The sequence below is a fragment of the Micromonospora sp. NPDC005979 genome, assembly GCF_040614415.1.
Classification (GTDB): Bacteria; Actinomycetota; Actinomycetes; order Mycobacteriales; family Micromonosporaceae; genus Micromonospora.
In genome coordinates this window covers 41,510-62,891 of record NZ_JBEXUR010000018.1, presented here as the reverse complement: position 1 = coordinate 62,891, position 21,382 = coordinate 41,510, and the positions used below count along the sequence as shown (strand labels likewise).

20 protein-coding genes are annotated in these 21,382 nt (G+C 72.2%); 9 read left to right on the top strand and 11 right to left on the bottom strand.

The window, feature by feature from the left end; all coding sequences use genetic code 11:
* The first annotated feature begins 169 nt into the window (after window positions 1–169).
* Together ABZ272_RS25965 and ABZ272_RS25960 are read left to right on the top strand one after the other, a co-directional pair.
* Entirely contained in the window at window positions 170–1,111 is a 942-nt protein-coding gene (locus ABZ272_RS25965) for a transporter substrate-binding domain-containing protein (RefSeq protein ID WP_355052527.1), read from the top strand.
* The gene (locus tag ABZ272_RS25960) at window positions 1,108–2,271 is read left to right on the top strand and encodes a hypothetical protein (protein ID WP_355052526.1); all 1,164 of its coding nucleotides are present in this window, start codon (window positions 1,108–1,110) and stop codon (window positions 2,269–2,271) included. Before ABZ272_RS25965 ends, ABZ272_RS25960 begins: the two co-directional genes overlap by 4 nt.
* Here the strand turns inward: ABZ272_RS25960 and ABZ272_RS25955 are convergent.
* From ABZ272_RS25955 to ABZ272_RS25925, 7 genes are read right to left on the bottom strand one after another with little or no spacing between them, the layout of a single operon-like run.
* The gene (locus tag ABZ272_RS25955) at window positions 2,265–3,428 is read right to left on the bottom strand and encodes an acyl-CoA dehydrogenase (RefSeq protein WP_355052525.1); all 1,164 of its coding nucleotides are present in this window, start codon (window positions 3,426–3,428) and stop codon (window positions 2,265–2,267) included. The genes ABZ272_RS25960 and ABZ272_RS25955 overlap by 7 nt on opposite strands.
* Entirely contained in the window at window positions 3,428–5,422 is a 1,995-nt protein-coding gene (locus ABZ272_RS25950) for a biotin carboxylase N-terminal domain-containing protein (RefSeq protein WP_355052524.1), read from the bottom strand. Before ABZ272_RS25950 ends, ABZ272_RS25955 begins: the two co-directional genes overlap by 1 nt.
* 9 nt (window positions 5,423–5,431) lie before the next feature.
* Window positions 5,432–7,033, bottom strand: a complete 1,602-nt coding sequence (locus tag ABZ272_RS25945) for a carboxyl transferase domain-containing protein (RefSeq protein ID WP_355052523.1) — start codon at window positions 7,031–7,033, stop codon at window positions 5,432–5,434.
* Entirely contained in the window at window positions 7,030–8,226 is a 1,197-nt protein-coding gene (locus tag ABZ272_RS25940; protein ID WP_355052522.1) for an acyl-CoA dehydrogenase family protein, read from the bottom strand. The genes ABZ272_RS25945 and ABZ272_RS25940 overlap by 4 nt, the downstream gene beginning before the upstream one ends.
* Window positions 8,223–9,887 carry an acyclic terpene utilization AtuA family protein gene (locus ABZ272_RS25935; RefSeq protein ID WP_355052521.1) on the bottom strand — a complete coding sequence of 555 codons (1,665 nt, stop codon included), beginning with the start codon at window positions 9,885–9,887 and terminating at the stop codon, window positions 8,223–8,225. Before ABZ272_RS25935 ends, ABZ272_RS25940 begins: the two co-directional genes overlap by 4 nt.
* Complete coding sequence (locus tag ABZ272_RS25930) at window positions 9,884–10,681, bottom strand: TIGR03084 family metal-binding protein (RefSeq protein ID WP_355052520.1); 798 nt, start codon at window positions 10,679–10,681, stop codon at window positions 9,884–9,886. The genes ABZ272_RS25935 and ABZ272_RS25930 overlap by 4 nt, the downstream gene beginning before the upstream one ends.
* Window positions 10,682–10,717: 36 nt before the next feature.
* The gene (locus tag ABZ272_RS25925; protein WP_355052519.1) at window positions 10,718–11,323 is read right to left on the bottom strand and encodes a TetR/AcrR family transcriptional regulator; all 606 of its coding nucleotides are present in this window, start codon (window positions 11,321–11,323) and stop codon (window positions 10,718–10,720) included.
* Between the two features lie 161 nt (window positions 11,324–11,484).
* Here ABZ272_RS25925 and ABZ272_RS25920 point away from each other — a divergent pair, with 161 nt between their 5' ends.
* Window positions 11,485–12,732, top strand: coding sequence for an NAD(P)-binding protein (locus ABZ272_RS25920; RefSeq protein ID WP_355052518.1), 1,248 nt, complete (start codon window positions 11,485–11,487; stop codon window positions 12,730–12,732).
* Window positions 12,733–12,827: 95 nt separating this feature from the next.
* Here the strand turns inward: ABZ272_RS25920 and ABZ272_RS25915 are convergent, their stop codons facing one another.
* The gene (locus tag ABZ272_RS25915) at window positions 12,828–13,571 is read right to left on the bottom strand and encodes a metallophosphoesterase family protein (RefSeq protein WP_355052517.1); all 744 of its coding nucleotides are present in this window, start codon (window positions 13,569–13,571) and stop codon (window positions 12,828–12,830) included.
* Window positions 13,572–13,681: 110 nt separating this feature from the next.
* A complete protein-coding gene (locus ABZ272_RS25910) occupies window positions 13,682–14,359 on the bottom strand; it encodes a Crp/Fnr family transcriptional regulator (protein WP_007466162.1) in 678 nt (225 codons plus the stop codon).
* A gap of 143 nt (window positions 14,360–14,502) precedes the next feature.
* On the opposite strand from ABZ272_RS25910, the gene ABZ272_RS25905 reads away from it, so the two are divergent.
* From ABZ272_RS25905 to ABZ272_RS25880, 6 genes are all read left to right on the top strand, one after another.
* A complete protein-coding gene (locus ABZ272_RS25905) occupies window positions 14,503–15,165 on the top strand; it encodes an adenosylcobinamide amidohydrolase (RefSeq protein WP_355052516.1) in 663 nt (220 codons plus the stop codon).
* A gap of 56 nt (window positions 15,166–15,221) precedes the next feature.
* Window positions 15,222–16,400, top strand: a complete 1,179-nt coding sequence (locus ABZ272_RS25900; protein ID WP_355052515.1) for a CapA family protein — start codon at window positions 15,222–15,224, stop codon at window positions 16,398–16,400.
* Window positions 16,401–16,440: 40 nt separating this feature from the next.
* Entirely contained in the window at window positions 16,441–17,229 is a 789-nt protein-coding gene (gene nth, locus ABZ272_RS25895) for an endonuclease III (RefSeq protein WP_355052514.1), read from the top strand.
* 5 nt (window positions 17,230–17,234) lie between these two features.
* Complete coding sequence (locus ABZ272_RS25890; protein ID WP_355052595.1) at window positions 17,235–17,879, top strand: TlpA disulfide reductase family protein; 645 nt, start codon at window positions 17,235–17,237, stop codon at window positions 17,877–17,879.
* Window positions 17,876–18,568 (top strand): CoA pyrophosphatase, encoded by a 693-nt coding sequence (locus tag ABZ272_RS25885; RefSeq protein ID WP_355052513.1) that lies wholly within the window; start codon window positions 17,876–17,878, stop codon window positions 18,566–18,568. The genes ABZ272_RS25890 and ABZ272_RS25885 overlap by 4 nt, the downstream gene beginning before the upstream one ends.
* Window positions 18,569–18,632: 64 nt before the next feature.
* Window positions 18,633–19,811, top strand: coding sequence for a MarP family serine protease (locus tag ABZ272_RS25880; protein ID WP_355052512.1), 1,179 nt, complete (start codon window positions 18,633–18,635; stop codon window positions 19,809–19,811).
* A 14-nt stretch (window positions 19,812–19,825) separates the two neighbouring features.
* Here ABZ272_RS25880 and ABZ272_RS25875 read toward each other — a convergent pair whose 3' ends face one another.
* Both ABZ272_RS25875 and ABZ272_RS25870 read right to left on the bottom strand, forming a co-directional pair.
* Window positions 19,826–20,521 carry a phosphatase PAP2 family protein gene (locus ABZ272_RS25875; protein ID WP_355052511.1) on the bottom strand — a complete coding sequence of 232 codons (696 nt, stop codon included), beginning with the start codon at window positions 20,519–20,521 and terminating at the stop codon, window positions 19,826–19,828.
* A gap of 37 nt (window positions 20,522–20,558) precedes the next feature.
* Window positions 20,559–21,350, bottom strand: a complete 792-nt coding sequence (locus ABZ272_RS25870; protein WP_355052510.1) for a phosphatase PAP2 family protein — start codon at window positions 21,348–21,350, stop codon at window positions 20,559–20,561.
* Window positions 21,351–21,382 lie beyond the last annotated feature (32 nt).

Genomic DNA, 21,382 nt, shown 5'->3' with positions numbered 1-21,382 from the left:
CCTTCCAGCATGTCGTGACCCGGCTCGCTGTCAACCGCATAGCCGATCCGCCACGCCGATCGGCGTCGATCGAACGGTTGGGGCAACCTGACCGAACGGCACGCGTACGCAGTGGACTCGTCTCGCTACTCTCGGTGTTCCGCAGGCTGGTCCGTCAGCGAGGTCGCCCATGAACGTACGCATGCCCCGGTCCCGGCTCCGCTCGGTCGCGACGACGCTGGCGGTCGCCCTGACCCTCACCCTGGCCGCCGCTGCCGGATGCGACAGCCGCAAGGAGCCCGACCTGCCGTCCGTGCAGGAGAAGATGCGCGAGTCGCACATCTACGGCCAGTCCAAGCTGCGTATCGGCGTCGCCACCAATGAGCCGCTGATGGGCGACCTTCGTAACGGCCAGCACATCGGCTTCGACGTCGAGATCGGCCGGTACATCGCCGCCTCCCTCGGCTACCAGGGTGAGCAGCAGTTGGAGTTCGTGTCGGTGGCCACCGAGGACCGGATTCCGTACCTGCAGGGCGGCACCGTCGACCTGGTGGTGTCCAGCTTCTCGATCACCGAGGAGCGCAAGAAGTGGGTCAGCTTCGCCGGACCGTACTTCGTCACCACCCAGGAGGTACTGGTGCCGGTCCGGCTCAAGGACGAGATCCGCACCATCGAGGACCTGCGGAACCCGAAGTACAAGATCTGCACCAGCGGTGGCTCGACCACCGAGGTCGAGTTGGAGAAGCGCCAGGTCAAGGCGTTGGTGGTGAAGGACGTCTGGGACTGCGTGGACGGCATCCGGGCCGGCCGGTACGACGCGGTCAGCTCGGACGAGACGATCCTCGCGGGCTTCCTCGCCACGTACCCGAAGGAGTTCGAGATCGTCGACCTGCCCTTCGGCACAAGCGAGCTGTTGGGCATCGGCGTGCCGATCGGCGACCCGGCACTGCGTGACCTGGTCGCGTTCTTCCTACAGAAGAGCTATGAGCAGGGCCGCGACGGGGAGGCGAGCCCCTGGCAGACCGCGTACAACCGGACCCTGGGTCCGTGGCTGAAGGCCGAGAAGCGTCAGCCGCAACCGCTGGAGGTACCGAAGCTCGTCGACTTCGACGACAAGGCGCCCCGGCGGTGAGCGCGGCGCGGACGGCGACGGGTGACGCGGGCGCCGACGGCCCGGTGCCGACGCCACGCGCGTCCGTACCGACGGATCACCTCGATCGGGGCGTCGACGACGGTCCGCGCGCCGCATCCGCCGTCGAGACGGAGCAGGCCGCCGACGCCGTGCCGGTGCGGTGGGACCCGGCGGAGCGGCGGGCGCGGGCCAGCCAGTCGTTCTGGACCGCGGTCGTGGGCGTGCCGGCGATCTTCTCGGTGCTCCGGCTTGGCGTGGAGGCGGGCGGCGAGCTGCAGACCACCCTGTTGCTGGTCGCCAACGTCGGGACGGTGAACCTGCTCGCGGGTTTCCTCACCACCGCGGCCCGACTGCTCTCGACCGGGCTGGTCGCCGTCTTCGCGCTCGGCGCGGTGCTGGCGGTGAGCGTGGAGCGCCTGCCACCCGGCACCCGACGTCGTCCACTCTTCGCCCGCTGGGCGGACCTCACCCCGGCCTGGTTCGTGCTTGCCAGCTTTCTGCTCGCCCTACTCACCTGGCCGCTGCTCTACCTGCCGCTGCTGCTGCCGGCGTTCGCGGCCGCGTTCCAGCTCCGGCCGGAGCGGTTGCACGAATGGGTCGTACCCCGGTTCCTGGCGATCATCGCGCTGTTCGCCGGGTACGGGTGGCTGATGGTGCCCACGCTGCGCGCCGCCGGCGCGGAGGGTGACCTGCTGGTGCTGGCGCTGCTGACGGTCCCGCCGGTGCTGGCGCTGTTCATCGCCGGGCCGCTGCCCGGCGTGGTCATCCGTCCGCTGGCGTCGGTGACCGAGATGGCGGTGCTGGTCATGCTGCTCTGGGCCGCGCTGCCGGTGATCAGCACACCGGTCCTGCCGCTCACCGTCACCACCGTGGGCGCCGAGAACGGCCCGACCGAGGACGTACGAGGGCACGTGGTGACCACCGACGACGTCAACATGGTGATCCTGCAGGAACGGGGTGGGGTCCGGTACGTGCCCGTCGGCCTCGTCCGGGCGCAGGTGCTCTGCCCGAGCGAGGAGGAGTTGCCCCGGCACCGGCTGCGCATCCATGACTTCCACGTCGAGGACTCGCTGCTGGAGGGGCTGGGCCGCCGCGTCCGCCCGGTGCACCGCATCGACGCCGCCTGCCGCGCCCCCGGCCTGACCACCTCGCCTCAGTAGGACTTCTCCTGACCCAGGACGTGCTGGGCGACGAAGTTGAGGATCATCTCCCGGCTGACCGGGGCTATCCGACCCGCCCGCACCGCGCCCAACAGCGTCGCCACCCCGTACTCGGTGGTCATGCCGGCGCCGCCGAGGGCCTGCACGGCGGTGTCCACGGCGAGCGCGGCGGCCTCGCCGGCCGCGTACTTGGCCATGTTGCCGGCTACCCCGGCCTCCAGGTCACGGCCGGCGTCGTACAGCGTGGCCGCCTTCTGGATCATCAGGCGGGCCAGCTCCACCTGCACGGCCGCGTGCGCCAGCGGATGCGACACCCCCTGGTGCGAGCCGATGCTCCGGCCACCCCAGACCTTGCGGGTGGCGGTGTACTCGCTGGCGCGCTCGATGGCGTACCGGCCGGTGCCGGCACCCATCGCGGCCACCGTGATCCGCTCGGGGTTGAGCCCACTGAACAGGGCCGGCAGCCCGGCGTCGAGGGACTCGCCGACCAGCGCTTCGGCGGGCACCCGCACGTCGTCCAGGTAGAGCAGGAACTGGTTCTCCGGAGACACGATCTCCATGTCCAGCTTGGACCGGGTCAGCCCGGCCGCGTCGGTCGGCACGATGAAGAGCGCGGGCTTGAGCTTGCCGGTGGCGGAGTCCTCCGTCCTCGCGACGACGAGCACGTGACCCGCCTCGTCGACCCCGGAGATGTAGCACTTGCGGCCGTTGAGCACCCAGTCGTCGCCGTCTCGGCGGGCCACCGTGCCGAGGCGGTGGAAGTTGGATCCGGCCTCCGGCTCGGTGATCGCGAAGACGATCTTCGCCGAGCCGTCGGCGAGACCGGGCAGGTGCCGTTTGCGCTGATCCTCGGTGCCGTGTCGGGCGATCACGGTGGCCGCGATGGCGGGGGACACCACCAACAGCAGCAGCGGGCAGCCGGCCGCCGCCAACTCCTCGCAGACGATGGCCAGCTCGGTGATGCCGCCGCCCCCGCCGCCGTACTCGGTGGGGATGTTGACCCCCAGGTAGCCGAGCCGGCCCGCCTCGGCCCACAGCTCGGTGGTGTGCTCGCCGGCCTTCGCCTTCTCGACGAAGTAGCCGTGCCCGTACCGGCGGCCGAGCGCCCGTACCGCGTCGCGCAACTGGTCCTGTTCGGAAGTGAGGTCGAAGGTCATCAGTGGTCCTTTCCGATAACGGCCAGCACGGCGCCCGTGCGTACCTGACCGCCGGCGGACACCGGCAGCTCGGCGACCACGCCGTCGGTCGGGGCGAGCACGGGATGTTCCAGCTTCATCGCTTCGAGGGTGAGCAGGAGGTCGCCGGCCGCGACGCGCTGGCCGACCTCGACGTGCACCCGGGTCACCGCGCCGGGCAGGGGCGCGAGCAGCGACCCGGCGGCCAGTTCCGCGGTCGGCAGGGGCAGACGCGGCAGCTCGGCCAGGCTCGCCGCCCCGTCCGGGCCGTCCACGAAGACCTCCGACCCCACCCGGTGTACGCGGTACGACCGCCGCACCCCGTCGAAGTCGAGGACCACGCGGTCTCCGGTGGCCTCGACCAGCTCGACGGTGGACGGGCCGGCGGCGCGCTCGTCGGTGTCGCGTTCGGCGGACCACTCGACCAGGCCGCCGGTGCGGTCCAGCCGGTAGCGGACCTCGATCTCGCCGTCCGGACCGGTGAACCGGGTGACCTGTCCGACGGCCGGCACGTTGCGCCAGCCGGAGGGGAGACCGGCGAGCACCGGCGCGGTCGATCGGCGGTGTGCGGCGTTGGCCAACGCGGCGGCGAGCGCGGTGACCGGGAGCTGGTCGGCGGGGAGCAGCGGCGCGAAGACCTCCGGGTGGCGGTCCAGGAAGCCGGTGTCGATCTCGCCGGCCGCGAACTCCGGGCTGCGCAGCACCCGGACCAGCAGGTCCCGGTTGGTGGCGACGCCGTGGATCTCGGCCCGCGCCAGCGCGCCCGCGAGCGCGCGGACGGCCTCGGACCGGGTCGGGGCCACGGCGATCACCTTGGCCAGCAGCGAGTCGTAGTGCACGCCCACCACCGAGCCGGCCAGCACGCCGGAGTCGAGTCGCAGGCCCGCCGGCTGGATCCCGCCGAACTCCCGGTTCACGCCCGGCACGTGAAAGCGGTGCAGGGTGCCGGTGGCGGGCCGCCAACCCCGCGCCGGCTCCTCGGCGCAGAGCCGCACCTCGATCGCGTGGCCACGCGTGGCGGCACGGTGCTGACGCGCGGGCAGCGGCTCACCCTCGGCCACCAGCACCTGCATCCGGACCAGGTCCAGCCCGTCCGGAGTGGTCAGTTCGGTGACCGGATGCTCCACCTGGAGTCGGGTGTTCATCTCGAGGAAGTGGAACGCCCCGTCGGGCGTCAGCAGGAACTCGACAGTGCCCGCGCCCACGTAGTCGACAGCTCGTCCGGCGGTCTCGGCCGCCTCGTGCAGACGCTCCCGCACCTCGGCTGGCACGAGACCGGGCGCCTCTTCGATGATCTTCTGGTGCCGGCGCTGGATCGAGCACTCCCGGACGCCGAGCACGTGCACGGTCCCGTGGGTGTCGCCGAGGATCTGCACCTCGACGTGCCGGCCGCGTTCGACGTACCGCTCGATGAAGACCGTGCCGTCACCGAACGCCGAAGCCGCCTCGCGGCGTGCGGAGGCGACGGCCTCGGCCAGCTCGGCGGCGTCCCGGACGATCCGCATGCCCCGGCCACCGCCACCGGCGGACGCCTTCACCAGCACCGGGAAGTCGGTGACCTGGTCGGCGTCGGTCCAGCTCGGCAGCATCGGCACGCCCGCATCGGCGAGCAGCGCCTTCGCCGCCAGCTTGTCACCCATCGCGGCGATGACCTTGGCCGGCGGACCGACCCAGGTCAGGCCCGCGTCGGTCACCGCCGCCGCGAACTCGGCGTTCTCGGCGAGGAACCCGTAACCCGGATGGACGGCGTCCGCGCCGCTGCGCCGCGCCGCGTCCAGGATGAGATCCACCCGCAGGTACGTCTCGGCCGGCGTGGCGCCCGGCAGCCGGACCGCCTGGTCGGCCTCGGCGACGAAGGGCGCGTCGGCGTCCGCGTCCGAGTGCACGGCGACGGTCTGCACGCCCATCGCCCGGCAGGTGGCGAAGACCCGGCGGGCGATCTCGCCCCGGTTGGCCACGAGCAGTCTGCGAATCATGTCAGCCTCTCAATGCCGGAAGACGCCGAAGCCGTCGGCGCCCTGCACCGGTCCGTTGTGGATCGCCGACAGACAGAGGCCGAGGACGGTACGGGTGTCCCGAGGGTCGATCACCCCGTCGTCGTAGAGCCGGCCGGAGAGGAACAGCGCACCCGACTGCGACTCGATCTGCTGCTCGACCATCATCCGCATCGCCGCGTCGGACTCCTCGTCGTAGTCACGTCCACGGGCGGCGGCAGCCTGCCGGGCCACGATCGACAGCACCCCGGCGAGCTGCGCCGGGCCCATCACCGCCGACTTGGCGTTCGGCCAGGTGAACAGGAACCTCGGCTCGTACGCCCGGCCGCACATGCCGTAGTTGCCGGCCCCGTACGAGGCCCCGAGGTTCACCGTGAGGTGCGGCACCGTCGAGTTGGACACGGCATTGATCATCAATGCGCCGTGCTTGATGATGCCGCGCTGCTCGTACTCGGTGCCGACCATGTAGCCGGTGGTGTTCTGCAGGAAGATCAACGGGGTGTCGGAGGCGTTGGCGAGCTGGATGAACTGGGCCGCCTTCTGCGCCTCCGCGCTGAACAGCACCCCGCGCGCGTTGGCCAGCACGCCCACCGGATAACCGTGCAGCTCGCCCCAGCCGGTGACCAGCGAGTCCCCGTACGCCGGCTTGAACTCGTCGAAGTCACTGCCGTCCAGGATGCGGGCCAGCACCTCGCGCGGGTCGAACGGCACCTTCAGATCGGAGCTGACGATGCCCAGCAGCTCCTCCAGGTCGTACTTCGGCGGCTGCGGCACCGCCGTACGCGGCGCGGGACCCCGCTTGCGCCAGTTCAGCCGGCGTACGCACTGACGGGCCAGGCGGATGCCGTCGCGCTCGTCCTCGGCCAGGTAGTCGGCCAACCCGGACGTGCCGGCGTGCATCGCCGCGCCGCCCAGCGACTCGTCGTCGGTGATCTCGCCGGTCGCCATCTTCACCAGCGGCGGCCCGGCCAGGTAGACCTGTGACCGGTCCCGAATCATGATCACGTGATCCGACATCCCCGGCACGTACGCGCCGCCGGCCGTCGCGTTGCCGAAGACCACGCTGACCGTGGGGATGCCCGCTGCCGAGAGGCGGGTCAGGTCACGGAACACGCGACCGCCGGGGATGAAGATCTCCGCCTGGGTGGGCAGGTCCGCCCCGGCCGACTCGACCAGGTTGACCATGGGTAGCCGGTTGGCCAGGGCGATCTCACCGGCCCGCCGCGTCTTCGCCAGTGACCACGGATTGACCGCGCCGCCGCGTACCGTCGGGTCGTTGGCGACGATCAGGCACTCCACGCCCTCGACGACGCCGATGCCGGTGACCACGCTGGCCCCCACCGGGAAGTCCGTGCCGTAGGCGGCGACCGGCGACAGTTCGAGGAACGGGCTGTCCGCGTCGACAAGCAGCTCGATCCGCTCCCGGGGCAGCAGCTTGCCGCGCGCGTGGTGCCGCGACACGTACTTCGCACCGCCGCCCGCCCGCGCCTGGTCGAGCGCGGCGTCCAACTCGGCCAGCCGCTCCAGCAACGCCGCCCGGTTCGCCGCGTACCCGGGCGTCGTCGGGTCGATCGCGCTGTCCAGGGTGCTCATAGGCCCATGCCCTTCGCGATGATCTCGTTCATGATCTCGGTGGTGCCGCCGCCGATGCCGAGGATCCGCGCGTCGCGGTAGTGCCGTTCCACCTCGGCGTCGCGCAGGTAGCCGAAGCCACCGTGCAGTTGCAGGGCCTGGTCGACGACGTGGTCGCAGGCGGCCACGGCCACGTTCTTCGCCATGGCCACCTCGGTCACCACCGGCTCGCCCGCAGCTACCCGGGCGGCCACCTCGTGCACGTACGACCGGGCCGCCTCGGCCCGCGTGTGCATCTCGGCCAACCGGTGCCGGACCACCTGCCGGCCGACCAGCGGACGCCCAAAGGTCTGCCGGTCCCGGCACCAGCGCACCGCCAGCTCCACACAGCGTTGCGCGGTCGCGTACGCCTGCGTGGCCAGCGAGAGCCGCTCGGCCGCGAAGTGCTGCATGATCGCCAGGAAGCCGGTGTTCTCCGCGCCGATCCGGTTGGTCACCGGCACCCGTACGTCCACGAACGACAGCTCGGCGGTGTCCGAGCAGTGCCAACCCAACTTCTCCAACCGGCGTCCCACGGTGAACCCGGGCGAACCCTTGTCGATCACGAGCAGGGTCAGGTTGCCGCTTCCCGGGAAATCCGTGCACACCGCCGTGGTCACGAAGTCGGCCCGGTGACCGCTGGTGATGTAGGTCTTCGACCCGTTCACCACGTAGTGGTCGCCGTCGCGGCGGGCGGTCGTGCGGATGCCGGCCACGTCCGAACCGCCGTCCGGCTCGGTGATGGCCAGGGCGCCGATCATCGTGCCGGCCAGGGTGGGTCGGACGTACCGCTCGATCAGGCCGTCGTCACCCGGGGAGGGGACGCCGGTGAGTCGACCGCCGAGCGATCCACCGGTGCGGGCACCGGCGGCGGCGACCATGTGCGGCAGCGCGATGCCGTGCGTGAACAGGGCCGCGACCAGGCCGGACGACCCGCCGGAACGGATCAGCTCCTCGGTCACGATGATGGAGTCGAGCAGGTCGCCGCCGCTGCCGCCGACCGACTCGGGAAAGCCGATGCCGAGCAGGCCCAGCTTCGCGGCCGTGGCGTGCAGGGCCCGGGGGACCTCGCCGGCCCGTTCCCAGTCGTCCAGGTGCGGCAGCACCTCCCGGGTGACGAACGCCCGGGTCAACTCGCGGAGCTGTCGACGCTCCGGCGTGTCCACGATGCTCATCGGGCGACCTCCGCCGGCAGGTCGACGATCCGCGCGCGGAGCAGCTCACCGAGCGCCTTGGCCTGCGGGTCGAACCGGGTGGACGCGGCCACCCCGGCCCCGAGCAGGCCCTCGATCACGAAGTTCACCGCCCGCAGGTTCGGCAGCTCGTAGCGCCGGACGGTGAGTGCCGCCGTCTCCGGCAGCAGCTCGGCCAGCCGCTCGACGGTCAACCAGGCGCGCAGCCACGCGTACCCGGCATCGGAGCGCGCCCAGACGCCGAGGTTGGCGTCCCCGCCCTTGTCGCCCGAGCGCGCGCCGACCAGCTCACCGAGCGCTCCGCGCCGGGTCGGTCCGGTGACCGCCGCGTCGCCACCCGACGTCGTCTCGTCCATGGTGATCGGGGCCGTGCGGACCGGCGGGGCGATCGACACCCGCTCGCCGCCGGGCAGGACCGCCACCTGCGCGACCGCGTCCTGCGGCACGGTGTCGGCGGTGAAGACGCCGTACGGGGTGGCGTCGCCCGGCAGGGTGGTCAGCGTGCAACCCGGGTACGAGGCCAGCGCCAGCTCCACGGCGGCGGCCGAGAAGGCCCGCCCGGCCCGCGTCCGGTCACTGTTGCGCAGGTGTACGTGCAGCAGGGCGCTGGCCGCCTCGGTGTCGGCGGCGTCAGGGTGGTCGGTGCGGGCGAGGGTGAACTCCAGCCCGTCACTGCCGACCGCCTCCGTGATCTGCCCCCGTACCAGGGCCGCCTTCGCCTCGATGTCGAGACCGCACAGGACGAACGTCATCGAGTTCCGGAAGCCGCCGAGGTTGTTGACGCCCACCTTGAGCGTGGGCGGCGGCGGGGTACCCCGCACGCCGGTGACGCGCACCCGGTCCGGTCCGTCGGGGTGCAGGGTCACCGTGTCCAGCCGGGTGACCACGTCCGGCCCCAGGTACGCCGGCCCGCCGACCTCGTACAACAGTTGGGCGGTGACCGTCTCCACGGTGACCGCGCCACCGGTGCCCGGATGCTTGGTGAGTACGGCCGAGCCGTCGGGGTGCACCTCGGCGATCGGGAAGCCGGGCCGGCGTCCGCCGTCGGGCAGCTCGGTGAAGAAGCTGAAGTTGCCGCCGGTGACCTGTGCGCCGCACTCGACCAGGTGCCCCGCGACGGTGGCCCCGGCCAGCTCGTCGAGGTCGTCACGACTCCACCCGTACCGTGCGATGGCCGGGCCCACCACCAGCGACGCGTCGGTGACCCGGCCCGTCACCACCACGTCGGCCCCGGCGTCGAGACAGGCGGCGATCCCGAACGCGCCCAGGTACGCGTTCGCGGTGAGCGCGTCGGCCCGTTGGAGCGCGTCGCCCTCGACGTACCCGACCTTCGCCGTCAGGCCCAGGCGGCCGGCGAGCGCCTCGATGGCGGCGGCCAGGCCGGCCGGGTTGAGCCCGCCGGCGTTCGTCACGATCCGTACCCCCCGGTCGAGGGCCGTGCCGAGGCACGCCTCCGCCTGGCGCAGGAACGTCTTCGCGTAGCCGAGGTCGGGGTCGCGCAGCCGGTCCCGACCGAGGATCAGCATGGTCAACTCGGCCAGGTAGTCACCGGTCAGCACGTCCAGCTCGCCGCCGTCGAGCATCTCCCGCCAGGCGGTGAACCGGTCACCGTAGAAGCCGGAGGCGTTGCCGATACGGATCACGGGCGTACCCCGTCCCTGCTCGCTGGCGTCCGGCCGTCGCCCGGCGGTCCGGCGAAGGCCTGGGCCACGTCGAGCCATTCGTCGGCGACCGGGCCGGTGGGCCGTAGGGCGAGATCCGCCCGGTGTCGGCGCTGGGTGACCAGGAGACAGAAGTCCCGGGCCGGACCGGTCACCCGGTCGGCGGCGTCCGCCGGCCCCCAGGCCCAGGTGTCGCCGCCGGGCGCGGCCAGCTCGACCCGGACCGGCGTCGTCGGCGCCTCCCGGCCGTGGGCGACGAAACCATGGGCGAGGGTACGCACACCGAGGTGCGCCACGTGGCGGAGGCGCTCGGTGGCCGGACGGGCGACACCGAGGGCGTCGGCCACGTCCTCACCGTGCGCCCACGTCTCCATCATCCGGGCGGTCGCCATCGAGGTGGCCGACATCCGGGTGCCGTACCAGGGCAGTTTCTCGCCGGCCGGAACGGCGGCGAGTGCGTCGACGAGCGCGGCCCGGCCGGCCCGCCAGCGGGCCAGCAGGTCGGCGGGGGGTGCCAGGAACTCGTCGACCCCGGCGTCCACCAGCCGGGTCACGTCCGGAGCGCCGGTCACCGTCGCGTAGAACGCGTCGGCGTCGGTGGCGGCCAGCAGCGCCACGTGGTCTGTCCAGGCCAGGTGGGCGATCTGGTGCGCGATGGTCCAGCCGGCCGCCGGGGTCGGGCGGGCCCAGTCGGTCACGGACAGCGGCGCTACCAGCGCGTCCAGGTCGGCGCACTCGTCGGTCAGATCCGCGAGCAGGTCACTGAGGTCGACCATGGTGCCTCCGGTCGGTGCGGGCCCCGGTGGGCGGGGTCAGGGCGTGAGCAGGGTGGCGAGCTGACGTTTCCAGGTGACGAGCAGGGCGGTACGGCGGGCCGAGTCGTCGCTGAGCAGGTTGGCCACCCCGAGCCCACGCATCAGGTCGAGGGTGGCCTGCACCGCCTCGCGGACGCCAGGTCGGCGTTCGTCGACCCCGAGCAGCGCGACGGTGAGCCGGTGCATCTCCCGGCCGACCGTCGCCTCCAACGGCACGAGAGCGTCGCGAAGCTCGCGGTCGGTGCGGGCCGCCACCCACAGTTCGAGCGCGGCGACGAAGAGCGGCCCGGTGAAGGCCACCCCGAGCAGATCGATCACCCGGTCCAGTCGCTGCGGGCCGGCCGGCAACGCCTCGGCCTCGGTGCGCAGCTCGTCGGCGCGACGTTCGGCCAGGTGCGCGACGGCGGCCGTGACCAGCGCGGCCTTCGTGGGGTAGTGGTGCAACTGGGCACCCCGTGAGACGCCGGCCCGGGCGGCCACGACGGTGGTCGTGGTGCCGGACCAGCCGTGCTCGACGAGGCAGTCGACAGTCGCCTCCAGCAGCCGGGCCCGGGTGGCGCGGCTGCGCTCCTGCTGGGGGACACGCGTCGATGCGGGGGACACGCGACAAGCCTGCTGCCCACGAAACAAACAGTCAAGACTGACTTTTTTTGGAACCGACCCGGGGGTGGCGGCGACGGGGCAGTTTGAAACGCGCCGGTCCGAGCATTCGCCACACCGCGCACCTGCGCTTCGGTATTGACCTGACTACTTAGCGTTAAGGGATGTCCGATGAGCATCGACCAATTCGCTACCTGGTCCATGGCGACGACGTGCTCGCCCAGGCAGTGACGCGACAGCTTCTCGCCGTACCTGGTGCGCTGGTCACGGTTGTCGTTCCACCGCGGGCGTCGGATCTCTTCGCCAGCGAGGAGCTCCCGAGCAGCACGGTGTTCGTCAGCGCATGCCTCGATCCTGAGACCCTCGCCCGCTGCGGACCAGTCGACGCGGTGGCGCTGTTGCGCCGGGAGACCGCCGTCCGCGACGAGATGCTCGTCAGCGCCACGTACCCTCGGGCACGGCTTGTGGTGCGCCGCGACCTCGACCCCGCTGCCAGCGAGGGCGTACGGCGTTTCTCGGCCGCCGCGCTGACCGCGCATGCCTACGTGGCCACGGTGGCCATGGTGGCACCCCGACCTCACCGTCGGCTGACCACAATCCTGCGCGCCGTACGACCGCGTTATGCAGGGCGGGTTGTCCGGGACCAGTTGCGAGCCCGCGTCGCTCGTGCCGCTGTCGTCGCGCTCGTCCTCGCCGCGGTGAATTCCCTGGTGGTCAGGGTGCTGTTGGAGGTCAGCGTCGGCGACGCTTTCATTTACACGCTCATGATGCAGCTCTACGGCGTTGACGTCGATTTCGACGCCAGCGCTGCCACGCAGGCCTACCAACTCGGCCTCGCGGTGCTCACGGTGCTGGGCAGCGTGATGACCGGTGTGTACCTCGGCGACGCCCTGCAACACGGCCGCGCACTGGCCGCGGCCGGCGTACCGCCAGCGCGCATCAGCGGGCACCTCGTCCTCGTCGGCCTCGGCGAACGGGGCACACACGTGATGCGGGAGCTGCACGCCGTCGGTGAGGATCTCGTCGCGGTCGACGCCCGACCTACCGCGCGTGGCGTGTCGACCGCCCGGCAGCAAGGCGTCCAGGTCGTCATCGGTGACGCGAGGTGGAGTGAGACCCTGCTTCAGGCAGCCCTGCAACGCAGCCGTGCGGTGCTCGTCCTGCCTCCCGACGACGACACCGGCCTCGAGATCATGATGGCTGCCCGCAGCGCCCGCCCCGACCTCCCGGTGATCTGGCTGCCGGCAGACAGTGAGATAGCGGTGCTCGCCTACCGCCAGCAACACGTGACGGTGCCAGAGCTGACCCAGCACGACCTCGCCCGGGCGGTCGTGGCGTCGCTGCGCGACGGGGAGCAGCACGAGAGTCAGGACCGACCTGCCGTCAGCAGACCGCAACCCGTTGACCTGTGACAGCGTCGACCGCTGCCATTCACATCCGTCCCCGGGTCACTCGGGCGTGCCGGCGGCCCACTCGACCCGATGCGTGGGCTGCCCCGACGTGTGCCTCAGCGGCCGTCCCCGGGGCCGAAGACGGCGAGCGCGTCGGCGTCGCTGTGTTGGGAGCGCAGGTACTCGTCGGCCCAGGCGGCGGCGTCCGGATAGCCCGACTCCGTCGTCACCCGGGCGCAGGCCGCATCCACGTCGAGGGCGGTACGGCGGAGCTGGACGCCCGGCCCGAGCAGGGCCCACCACGCGCCCGCGCCCCCGTACGGCATGCCGACGCTGCCCGGATTCACGACCAGCCGTCGGTCGACCAACCGAGTGAAGGGCATGTGGGTGTGACCGCAGACGACCGTGGAGACCTCGGCCGGCAGGCCGGCGAACACCTCCGCCCAGCGTTCCATCCGGGAGTCGACGAGCACCATCTCCTCGTCGTCGCGGGGCGTCGCGTGGCAGAACAGGGTCGGGCCCAGGCCGTCGATCTCCAGCGTCACGGTCGCGGGCAGCGCGGCCAGCCGGGATACCTGATCGTCCCGAAGCTGGCCGGCGGCCCAGTTCGACACCTCGATCGAGGCGGGTCGGCCCGCACGCGCCTCGACCAGCTCACGTTCGCAGTTACCGCCCACCCAGCAGGCCCGGTCACCGAGCCCGGCGAGCACGTCCAGCACCTCGACCGGCTGCGGACCGGCCGCGATGTCACCGGTCAACACGATGAGGTCGGCCTCGGCGACGTCCGGCTCGGCCAGCACCGCCTCCAGCGCGGGCAGCACACCATGGATGTCGGAGAGCACGGCGACCCGGTTCAGCATGCCCCCACACTTAACCCCGCCAGCCGTCCCGAACCAGCGATTCTGCGCCGGGCAGACAAATACGTCCCCGCCTTGCCGTCGGTGACGGAAGGCGGGGACGTACCGATGTCTCAGACGCGGGCGCGGCGAGCCAGACGCTCCGGGTCCAGGATGATGATGCTCTTGCCGTCCAACCGCAGCCAGCCGCGCGAGGCGAAGTCGGCAAGCGCCTTGTTGACCGTCTCCCGGGAGGCGCCGACGAGCTGGGCGATCTCCTCCTGGGTGAGGTCGTGGGTCACGCGCAGCACGCCGCCGTCGCGCGTGCCGAACCGGCCGGCCATCTGGAGCAGGTTCTTCGCGACCCGGCCCGGCACGTCCGTGAAGATCAGGTCGGCGAGCGAGTCGTTGGTCCGGCGCAGCCGTCGGGCGAGCACCCGGAGCAGCTGCTCGGCGATCTCCGGGCGGTTGTTGAGCCACGGCCGCAGCGCCTGCTTGCGCAGCCGTACCAGCCGGGTGTCGGTCACCGCGGTGGCGGTCGCCGTACGCGGGCCCGGGTCGAAGAGCGACAGCTCACCGACCATGTCCGACGGGCCCATCACCGCGATCAGGTTCTGTCGGCCGTCCGCCGCCCGGCGGCCGACCTTGATCTTCCCGGACAGCAGGATGTAGAGGCTGTCACCGGGCTCGCCCTCATTGAAGACGATCTCGCCCTTGCGGACCTCGATCGTCTCCATCTCCTTGGCGAGCGCCTCGGCAGCTTCCGGGTCGACACCCTGGAAGATCCCGCTGCGGGCCAGTACCTCGTCCATTGCGCACCTCCGGTTGCGCGTGCCGTCCGTCGGCCGGGGCCGCCGTCCGCTGATCCCCTCGCGCGCCGCCAAGTCTAGGCGCACGTGAGCACGAATCAGAGGTCGCCCCTGGAATCTTGATCGGTGGGCGTAACCTGCCCGACGTGCTGAGGGACCCGATTCTGACCAGCCGCGTCGAGGACGGGCGAAACGTACCGCTGCTCGTCTGGCGGGCCGACGGGCCCCTGCGGGCGGTCAGCAGCGGCCCGCTCGGTGGTGGCGTCGGCGTCCGGCGGTGGGTGCTGAACGCGACCGTGCCCATGTCGTACGACCGGGAAGATCCCGCCGCCCACCTGGCCGCGCTCGCCGCGGACCTGGCCCTGGACGGGCCCGGGGTGGGTCTGCTGACCGGCGTCGACGTGACCGAGGTGGTGGCCCGGACGGACACCGGGGTGCGGGCGTGGGCGACCGTCGGGCTCGGTACGCCGGTGCCCGCCGCCGCGCCGGCCGCGGGAGCGCTCACGCAGCGGGTGGGCACGGTCAACATCGTGGTGTACGTGCCGGCCCGGCTCGCCGACTCGGCGCTGGTCAACGCCGTCGCCACCGCCACCGAGGCGAAGACCCAGGCGATCGGAGAGCTGGGACTGCCGGGGACGGGCACGCCCACCGACGCGGTCACCGTGCTCTGCCCGGTGGACGGGCCGGAGGCCGTGTACGGGGGGCCACGCTCGACGTGGGGCGCCCCGTTGGCCCGAGCCGTCCACGCCGCCGTGCGCGCGGGCGGCGAACGGCCGGTCGTGCCCTGGTCAGACCGGCTGCCCGGCTGAACTTCCGACCGATCGGCCCTCGTCGGCGCGTTCCGAGGTCGGTAGGGTCGCGGGCGATGTACGCTACCGCCCCTTCCGCGTCCCGCCCGTTCCGCCGCGTCGCCGTCGGCCTCGCGGCGCTCCTGGCCGCCCTGCTCGTCGCCGGCTGCGCCGACAGCGCGGACGCCCCGGTGTGGCAGCCGGGCGCCGGTGGCGGTGGCACGGGCGCGCCGCTGAACACGGCCGGCCCGAAGGCCAGCGGAGGCGCGACGGCCGCCAGCGGGGGCGGCGCCATCTCGCTCTCCGCGACCGGCGACATCATCATGGGCAACGCGCCCGGCCGGTTGCCCGCCGCCGGTGGGAAGGGATTCTTCGACTCGGTCACCGGGGCGCTCAAGGCCGACCTGGTCATGGGCAACCTGGAGGAGCCGCTGACGGTGGACACCGGCGCCGGCAAGTGCGGGGCCAACTCCACCCGCTGCTTCCAGTTCCGTGCGCCGCCCGAGTACGCGGCGCACCTGCGCGACGCCGGGTTCCGGGTGCTCAACCAGGCCAACAATCACGGTTACGACTACGGGCCGAAGGGCTACCAGAACACGCAGAAGGCGCTGGAGAAGTACGACCTGGAGCACACCGGCGCGCCGGACGAGATCACCGTGGTCGACGTCAAGGGCGTCAAGGTCGCCGTGGCCGGCTTCTCCTCGTACGTCTGGTCCAACAGCCTGGTGGACATCGCCAAGGCCAAGACGGTGGTCGCGAAGGCGGCCACCCTCGCCGATCTGGTCGTGGTGCAGGTGCACATGGGTGGCGAGGGAGCGGACAAGACCCGGGTGAAGCCGGGCACCGAGCTGTTCCTGGGCGAGAACCGGGGCGATCCGGTCAAGTTCTCCCACGCCATGATCGACGCGGGCGCGGACCTGATCGTCGGGCACGGGCCGCACGTGCTGCGCGGCATGGAGTTCTACAAGGGGCGGCTGATCGCGTACAGCCTGGGCAACTTCGCCGGCGGCGGCAACTCGCTGAGCAACGCCGGCCGGCTCGGCTGGGGAGGTGTGCTGAAGGTGTCGCTCAAGCCCGACGGAAGCTGGAGCGGCGGCTCGTTCACCTCGACGTACATGAACTCGGCCGGCAAGCCGACGATGGACCCGGACGACCGGGGCCGGGGGCTCGTCGCCGAGCTGAGCCGTACCGACTTCCCCCGCAGCGGGGCCCGGCTCGACGGGCAGGGCAGGATCACCGCGCCGACCGGCGGTTGACCCGGGAGGAACGTCCGGGGCGCGACGTAGGCTGACCGTCGTGACCAGTAGCCCTCCCGGCGCCAGCGAGACCGACCTCGGGCGTACCCGCCGCGCCCGCAGGATCGGCCGGGTGCTGACCGAGACGCACCCCGACGCGCACTGCGAGCTGGACCACTCCAACGCGCTGGAGCTGTCCGTCGCCACCATCCTGTCCGCCCAGTGCACGGACAAGAAGGTCAACGAGGTCACCCCGAAGCTCTTCGCCCGCTACCCGGACGCCGCCGCGTACGCCGGTGCGGACCGGGGCGAGATGGAGGAGCTGATCCGGCCCACCGGGTTCTACCGCAACAAGACGGACTCGCTGCTCAAGCTCGGGCAGGCCCTCGTCGACAGGTACGACGGTCAGGTTCCCGGCCGGCTCGCCGACCTGGTGACGCTCCCCGGGATCGGCCGCAAGACCGCCAACGTCATCCTCGGCAACGCCTTCGACGTGCCCGGTATCACCGTCGACACGCACTTCCAGCGGTTGGTGCACCGGTGGCGGCTGACCACCGAGACCGACCCGGTCAAGATCGAGCACGCGATCGGCGCGCTGTACCCCAAGCGCGACTGGACGATGCTGTCGCACCGGATCATCTTCCACGGCCGGCGGGTCTGCCACGCCCGCAAACCGGCCTGCGGGGCGTGCACGCTCGCGAAGCTCTGCCCCTCGTACGGCACGGGCCCGACCGAGCCGGCCGCCGCCGCCAAGCTGCTCAAGGGCCCCCGGGCGCGTGACCTGGCCGTGGCGGCCGGGGTCGACCCGGATCTGGTGCCGCCGCAGGCGGTCGCAGCGGAGGTGCCGTGAGCCGCCTGGGCGCCGTCACCCGGCGGCTCGCCCTGCTCGCCGTGCCGCTGACGCTGTTCGTCGGCGGCTGCACCGACAGCCCGGCCGACGACCCTGCACCCAAGTCGGCCGCCGCCGCCGAACGACCGTCGCCCTTCCGGGACTGCGCCGCGTTGGGCACGGCACCGACGTCCAGCCCCGGGGCTGTCTCCGTGTCGCCCGGCGCGGGCGCGACCGCTGCGGCCGTCGGTGGGCAGGAACTACCGGCGTTGACCCTGGCCTGCTTCACCGGCGGTGCGCCGGTCGCGCTGCGGGACGTGGCCGGGCCAGCCGTGATCAACGTGTGGGCGTCCTGGTGCGGGCCGTGCCGCAAGGAACTGCCGGCCTTCCAGCGGCTCAGCGAGCGGACCACCGGCCGGCTCCAGGTGGTCGGTGTCAACACCCGCGACAGCCGGAGCGGCGCCCAGTCCATCGGCGAGGACTTCGGCGTACGGTTTCCGATCCTCGTCGACCAGGGTGACGCGCTGCAACGGGAACTGAGGCGCAACGCCTTCCCGTTGACCCTCTTCGTCGACGCGGGGGGTCGGATCCGGCACATCGACGCCACCGGAGCCCTCGACGACGCCTCGCTCACCACGCTGGTACGCCAGCACCTGGGCGTGGCGGCGTGACCCGTCGACCTCCCGGCTGGATCGACCCGCTGCTGAGCCGACTGGGCACGGCCCGCGTCGAGGACTTCACCCGCCTCACCACCCCCGCCGAGGGCGGCCGGGAGAGCGCCGTGCTGGTGCTGCTCGGCGAGCAGCCCGACACCGGACCGGACGTGCTGATCCTGCAACGGGCCGCCACTCTGCGTAACCATGCCGGCCAGCCGGCCTTCCCCGGCGGCGCGGCCGACCCGGAGGACGCCGACGCCCGGGCCACCGCGCTCCGCGAGGCCAACGAGGAGGTCGGTCTCGACCCGGCCAGCGTGACCGTGCTGGCCGAGCTGCCGAAGCTGTGGATTCCGGTCAGCGACTTCGTGGTCACCCCGGTGCTGGCCTGGTGGCACGACCCGCATCCGGTGCATCCCCGGGAACCCGCCGAGGTGGCCCACGTGGCACGACTGCCGATCCGCGAGCTGGTCGACCCGGCCAACCGGCTTCGGGTCCGTCACCCGAGCGGCTGGGTGGGGCCGGCGTTCTCGTCGCGCGGCATGCTCGTCTGGGGCTTCACCGCCGGGGTGTTGGCGGCCCTGCTCGAGATGGGCGGCTGGGCCCGCCCGTGGTCGCCCGGCCGGCTCGTCGACCTGCCGCCCACGGGCGCCACTCCCGCGCCGTCGGCCGGCACCGACGAGGTCGACGAGACCGCCCTGCGCTGACCACCCGGTCACCTTCCGCAAGCGATGGTCATCCGGTGGGCGCGGTGCCCGTACGCTGGACCCCGTGTCCGTCGTGGATCTCGTCCTGCTGCTGCTCATGCTCGTGTTCGCGATCAGCGGATACCGTCAGGGTTTTGTCATCGGCATCACCTCGCTGTCCGGCTTCTTCCTGGGTCTCCTGCTCGGCCTGCAACTAGGGCCGCTGTTCGCCCGGCAGTTCGTCGACGCCGGCACCCGGGTGCTGATCTCACTGGTGGCGATCTTCGGATTGGCGGTGATCGGACAGGCGCTCGCCGGCTGGCTCGGCTCGCACCTGCGCAAGACGATCACCAGCGACGTGGGTCGGCGCATCGACGACGTCGGTGGGGCCTTCGTCTCCCTGTTCGCGGTGCTCCTGCTGGCCTGGCTGGTCGCCGTACCGCTCGGATCGTCGTCGGTGCCCTGGCTGGCCGCCTCGGTACGCAACAGCGCGTTGATCAGCGTGGTGAACGGGATCCTGCCGGAGGAGGCACACCGGCTCTCGACCGCGTTGGAGGAAACCGTCGACACCGACGGTTTCCCGGACGTCTTCGGTGGCCTCGCGCCCACCCGGGCCCGGCAGGTCGAGCCGCCCGACCCGGCGCTCGCGGGCTCCCAGGTGGTGGTCAACGGTCAGCGTTCGGTGGTCAAGGTGCTCGGCTCCGCGCCGAGCTGCTCGCGTCGGATCGAGGGCTCCGGCTTCGTGTACGCCGACGACCGGGTCATGACCAACGCCCACGTGGTCGCCGGCACCCGTTCGGTGGCAGTGGAGCTGGGCGGCGAACGGTACGACGGCCAGGTGGTGGTGTACGACCCCAACCGGGACCTGGCCGTGCTGCTGGTGCCGGGGCTTCCCGGCCCGTCGCTGCGGTTCGCCGCCGGCAACGCGGGCAGCGGCTCGGACGCCATCGTGCTCGGCTTCCCGCTCGACGGCCCGTACAACGCGCAGTCGGCCCGGGTCCGTGACGTCGACCGGATCAAGGGCCCGGACATCTACTCCTCCGGGGACGTCACCCGGGAGATCTACACGATTCGGGCCCTGGTGCGCAGCGGCAACTCCGGCGGCCCGCTGCTGTCGGCCAACGGCCTGGTGCTCGGTGTCATCTTCGCGGCGGCGGCCGACGACCCCAACACCGGCTTCGCGGTGACCGCCGCCGAGGCCCGCCCGGTGGCGTTGGCCGGTGCCGAGCGCAACCGGGCCGTCGCCACCGGCGAGTGCACCTGAGCGCCTGTACCGGATCAGGTGCGAGCAGGCTCGGCGAGCGGCAGCTTCGCGCGTCCCCAGCGCAGTCCCCGGTCCAGGATCGCCCGCGCCATGATCGCGACGCAGGCGCCGCCGTTGAGGAAGGACGCCGTCACGTCGCTCGGGTGGTGCATTCCCCGGTACATGCGGGTCAGCGCCACGCCCACCGGCACCATCAGCAGCAGCGTCCACCAGGCGACCTTCGCGCCGGTGCTGCGCGCCCGCAGGGCCATCAGCACCGCGATGCCGACGTAGAGCGCGACCGCCGCCGAGGTGTGCCCGGACGGGAAGCTCGACGTGGGCGGTGAGGTGTCCATGTGCTCCACCGCGGGCCGCTGCCGGTCGATCACCATCGTGGTCAGCAGGAACACCAGCGCCTGGGCGGTCACGGCCGCGCCCAGGAACAGGGGCTCCCGCCAGCGCTTCAGCCAGAGCCGCAGCCCCAGCGCCACCAGCACGGTGACCACGACGATCATCTGAGTGCTGGCGAGGGTGCTGAACACCAGCGAGACGTCGTTCCAGCCGCCGGTGCGGTCACCGGCGAACTCCCGGTTGACCGCGTCCTCGACGGTGAACGGCCAGGTTCGGTTCAACACCCGGGTGACCAGTACCCCGAGCAGCACCATGACGCCGAACAGGAGGGACACCGGCAGCAGCACCCGCCGGACGATCTGGACCACGGTGTCGGACATGAGCCGGCCAATACCCGGCCGGCGTCCTCGTCACGCCTCAGGTCGCGTCGGGCTGCCGCTCGACCTCCGGCGCGACGCCATCACGGGTCGGCCGCACCGGCCGGAGGCCCGTGTGCGCCCGCCAACTGGTGAACGCGGCGGTGGTCGCCGCGACCACCGCCACCCCGAGCAGCCAACCGCCGAGCACGTCGCTGGCGAAGTGCACGCCGAGCACCACCCTGCTCAGCCCGGTCACCAGCGTGACCAGCACCGCGGCGACCCAGAGCGCGACCTGCGCGGCCCCGCGCCGGACGTACGGCAGGAACACCAGCAGCAGCACGCCGGCGGCCAGGGTGGCGTTCAGCGCGTGCCCGGAGGGGAACGAGTAGCCGGCGGCCCGCGCCACCGGGTCGAGCAGTTCCGGTCGGTCCCGGCCGACGAGCAGCTTGAGTAGCGGTCCCATCAATCCGCCGACGACCATGGTGGTGGTCGCCCAGAGGGCCAACCGGCGGGCCTGTCGGCGCACCAGCCAGATCACCACCAGCAGCACGACGACCCGCAGCGGCATCGGCGCGAAGACCTCGCTCCACACCCGCATCAGCAGGACCCAGGCCGGATGGTCCACCGCGTGCTCGTGCAGCGCGTCGGTGATCGTCGAGTCCAGCCGGTGCAGCGGCGCCCACGCTCCGAGCACCAGCAGCGCCAGCAGGGCGAACGGCACCAGCACCAGGAACGCCGCCGTCGCCGCCAGGGTCAGCCGCAACCCCAGCGAGTGGTCCGGGTCGAGGCGACGCCGCCCCCAGGACGGGCGTCGAGCGGTGGCGAGGGTACGGGTGGCGGGCGTACTCATGCGGTCGGTTCTACCCCACCCGCCGGGCAATC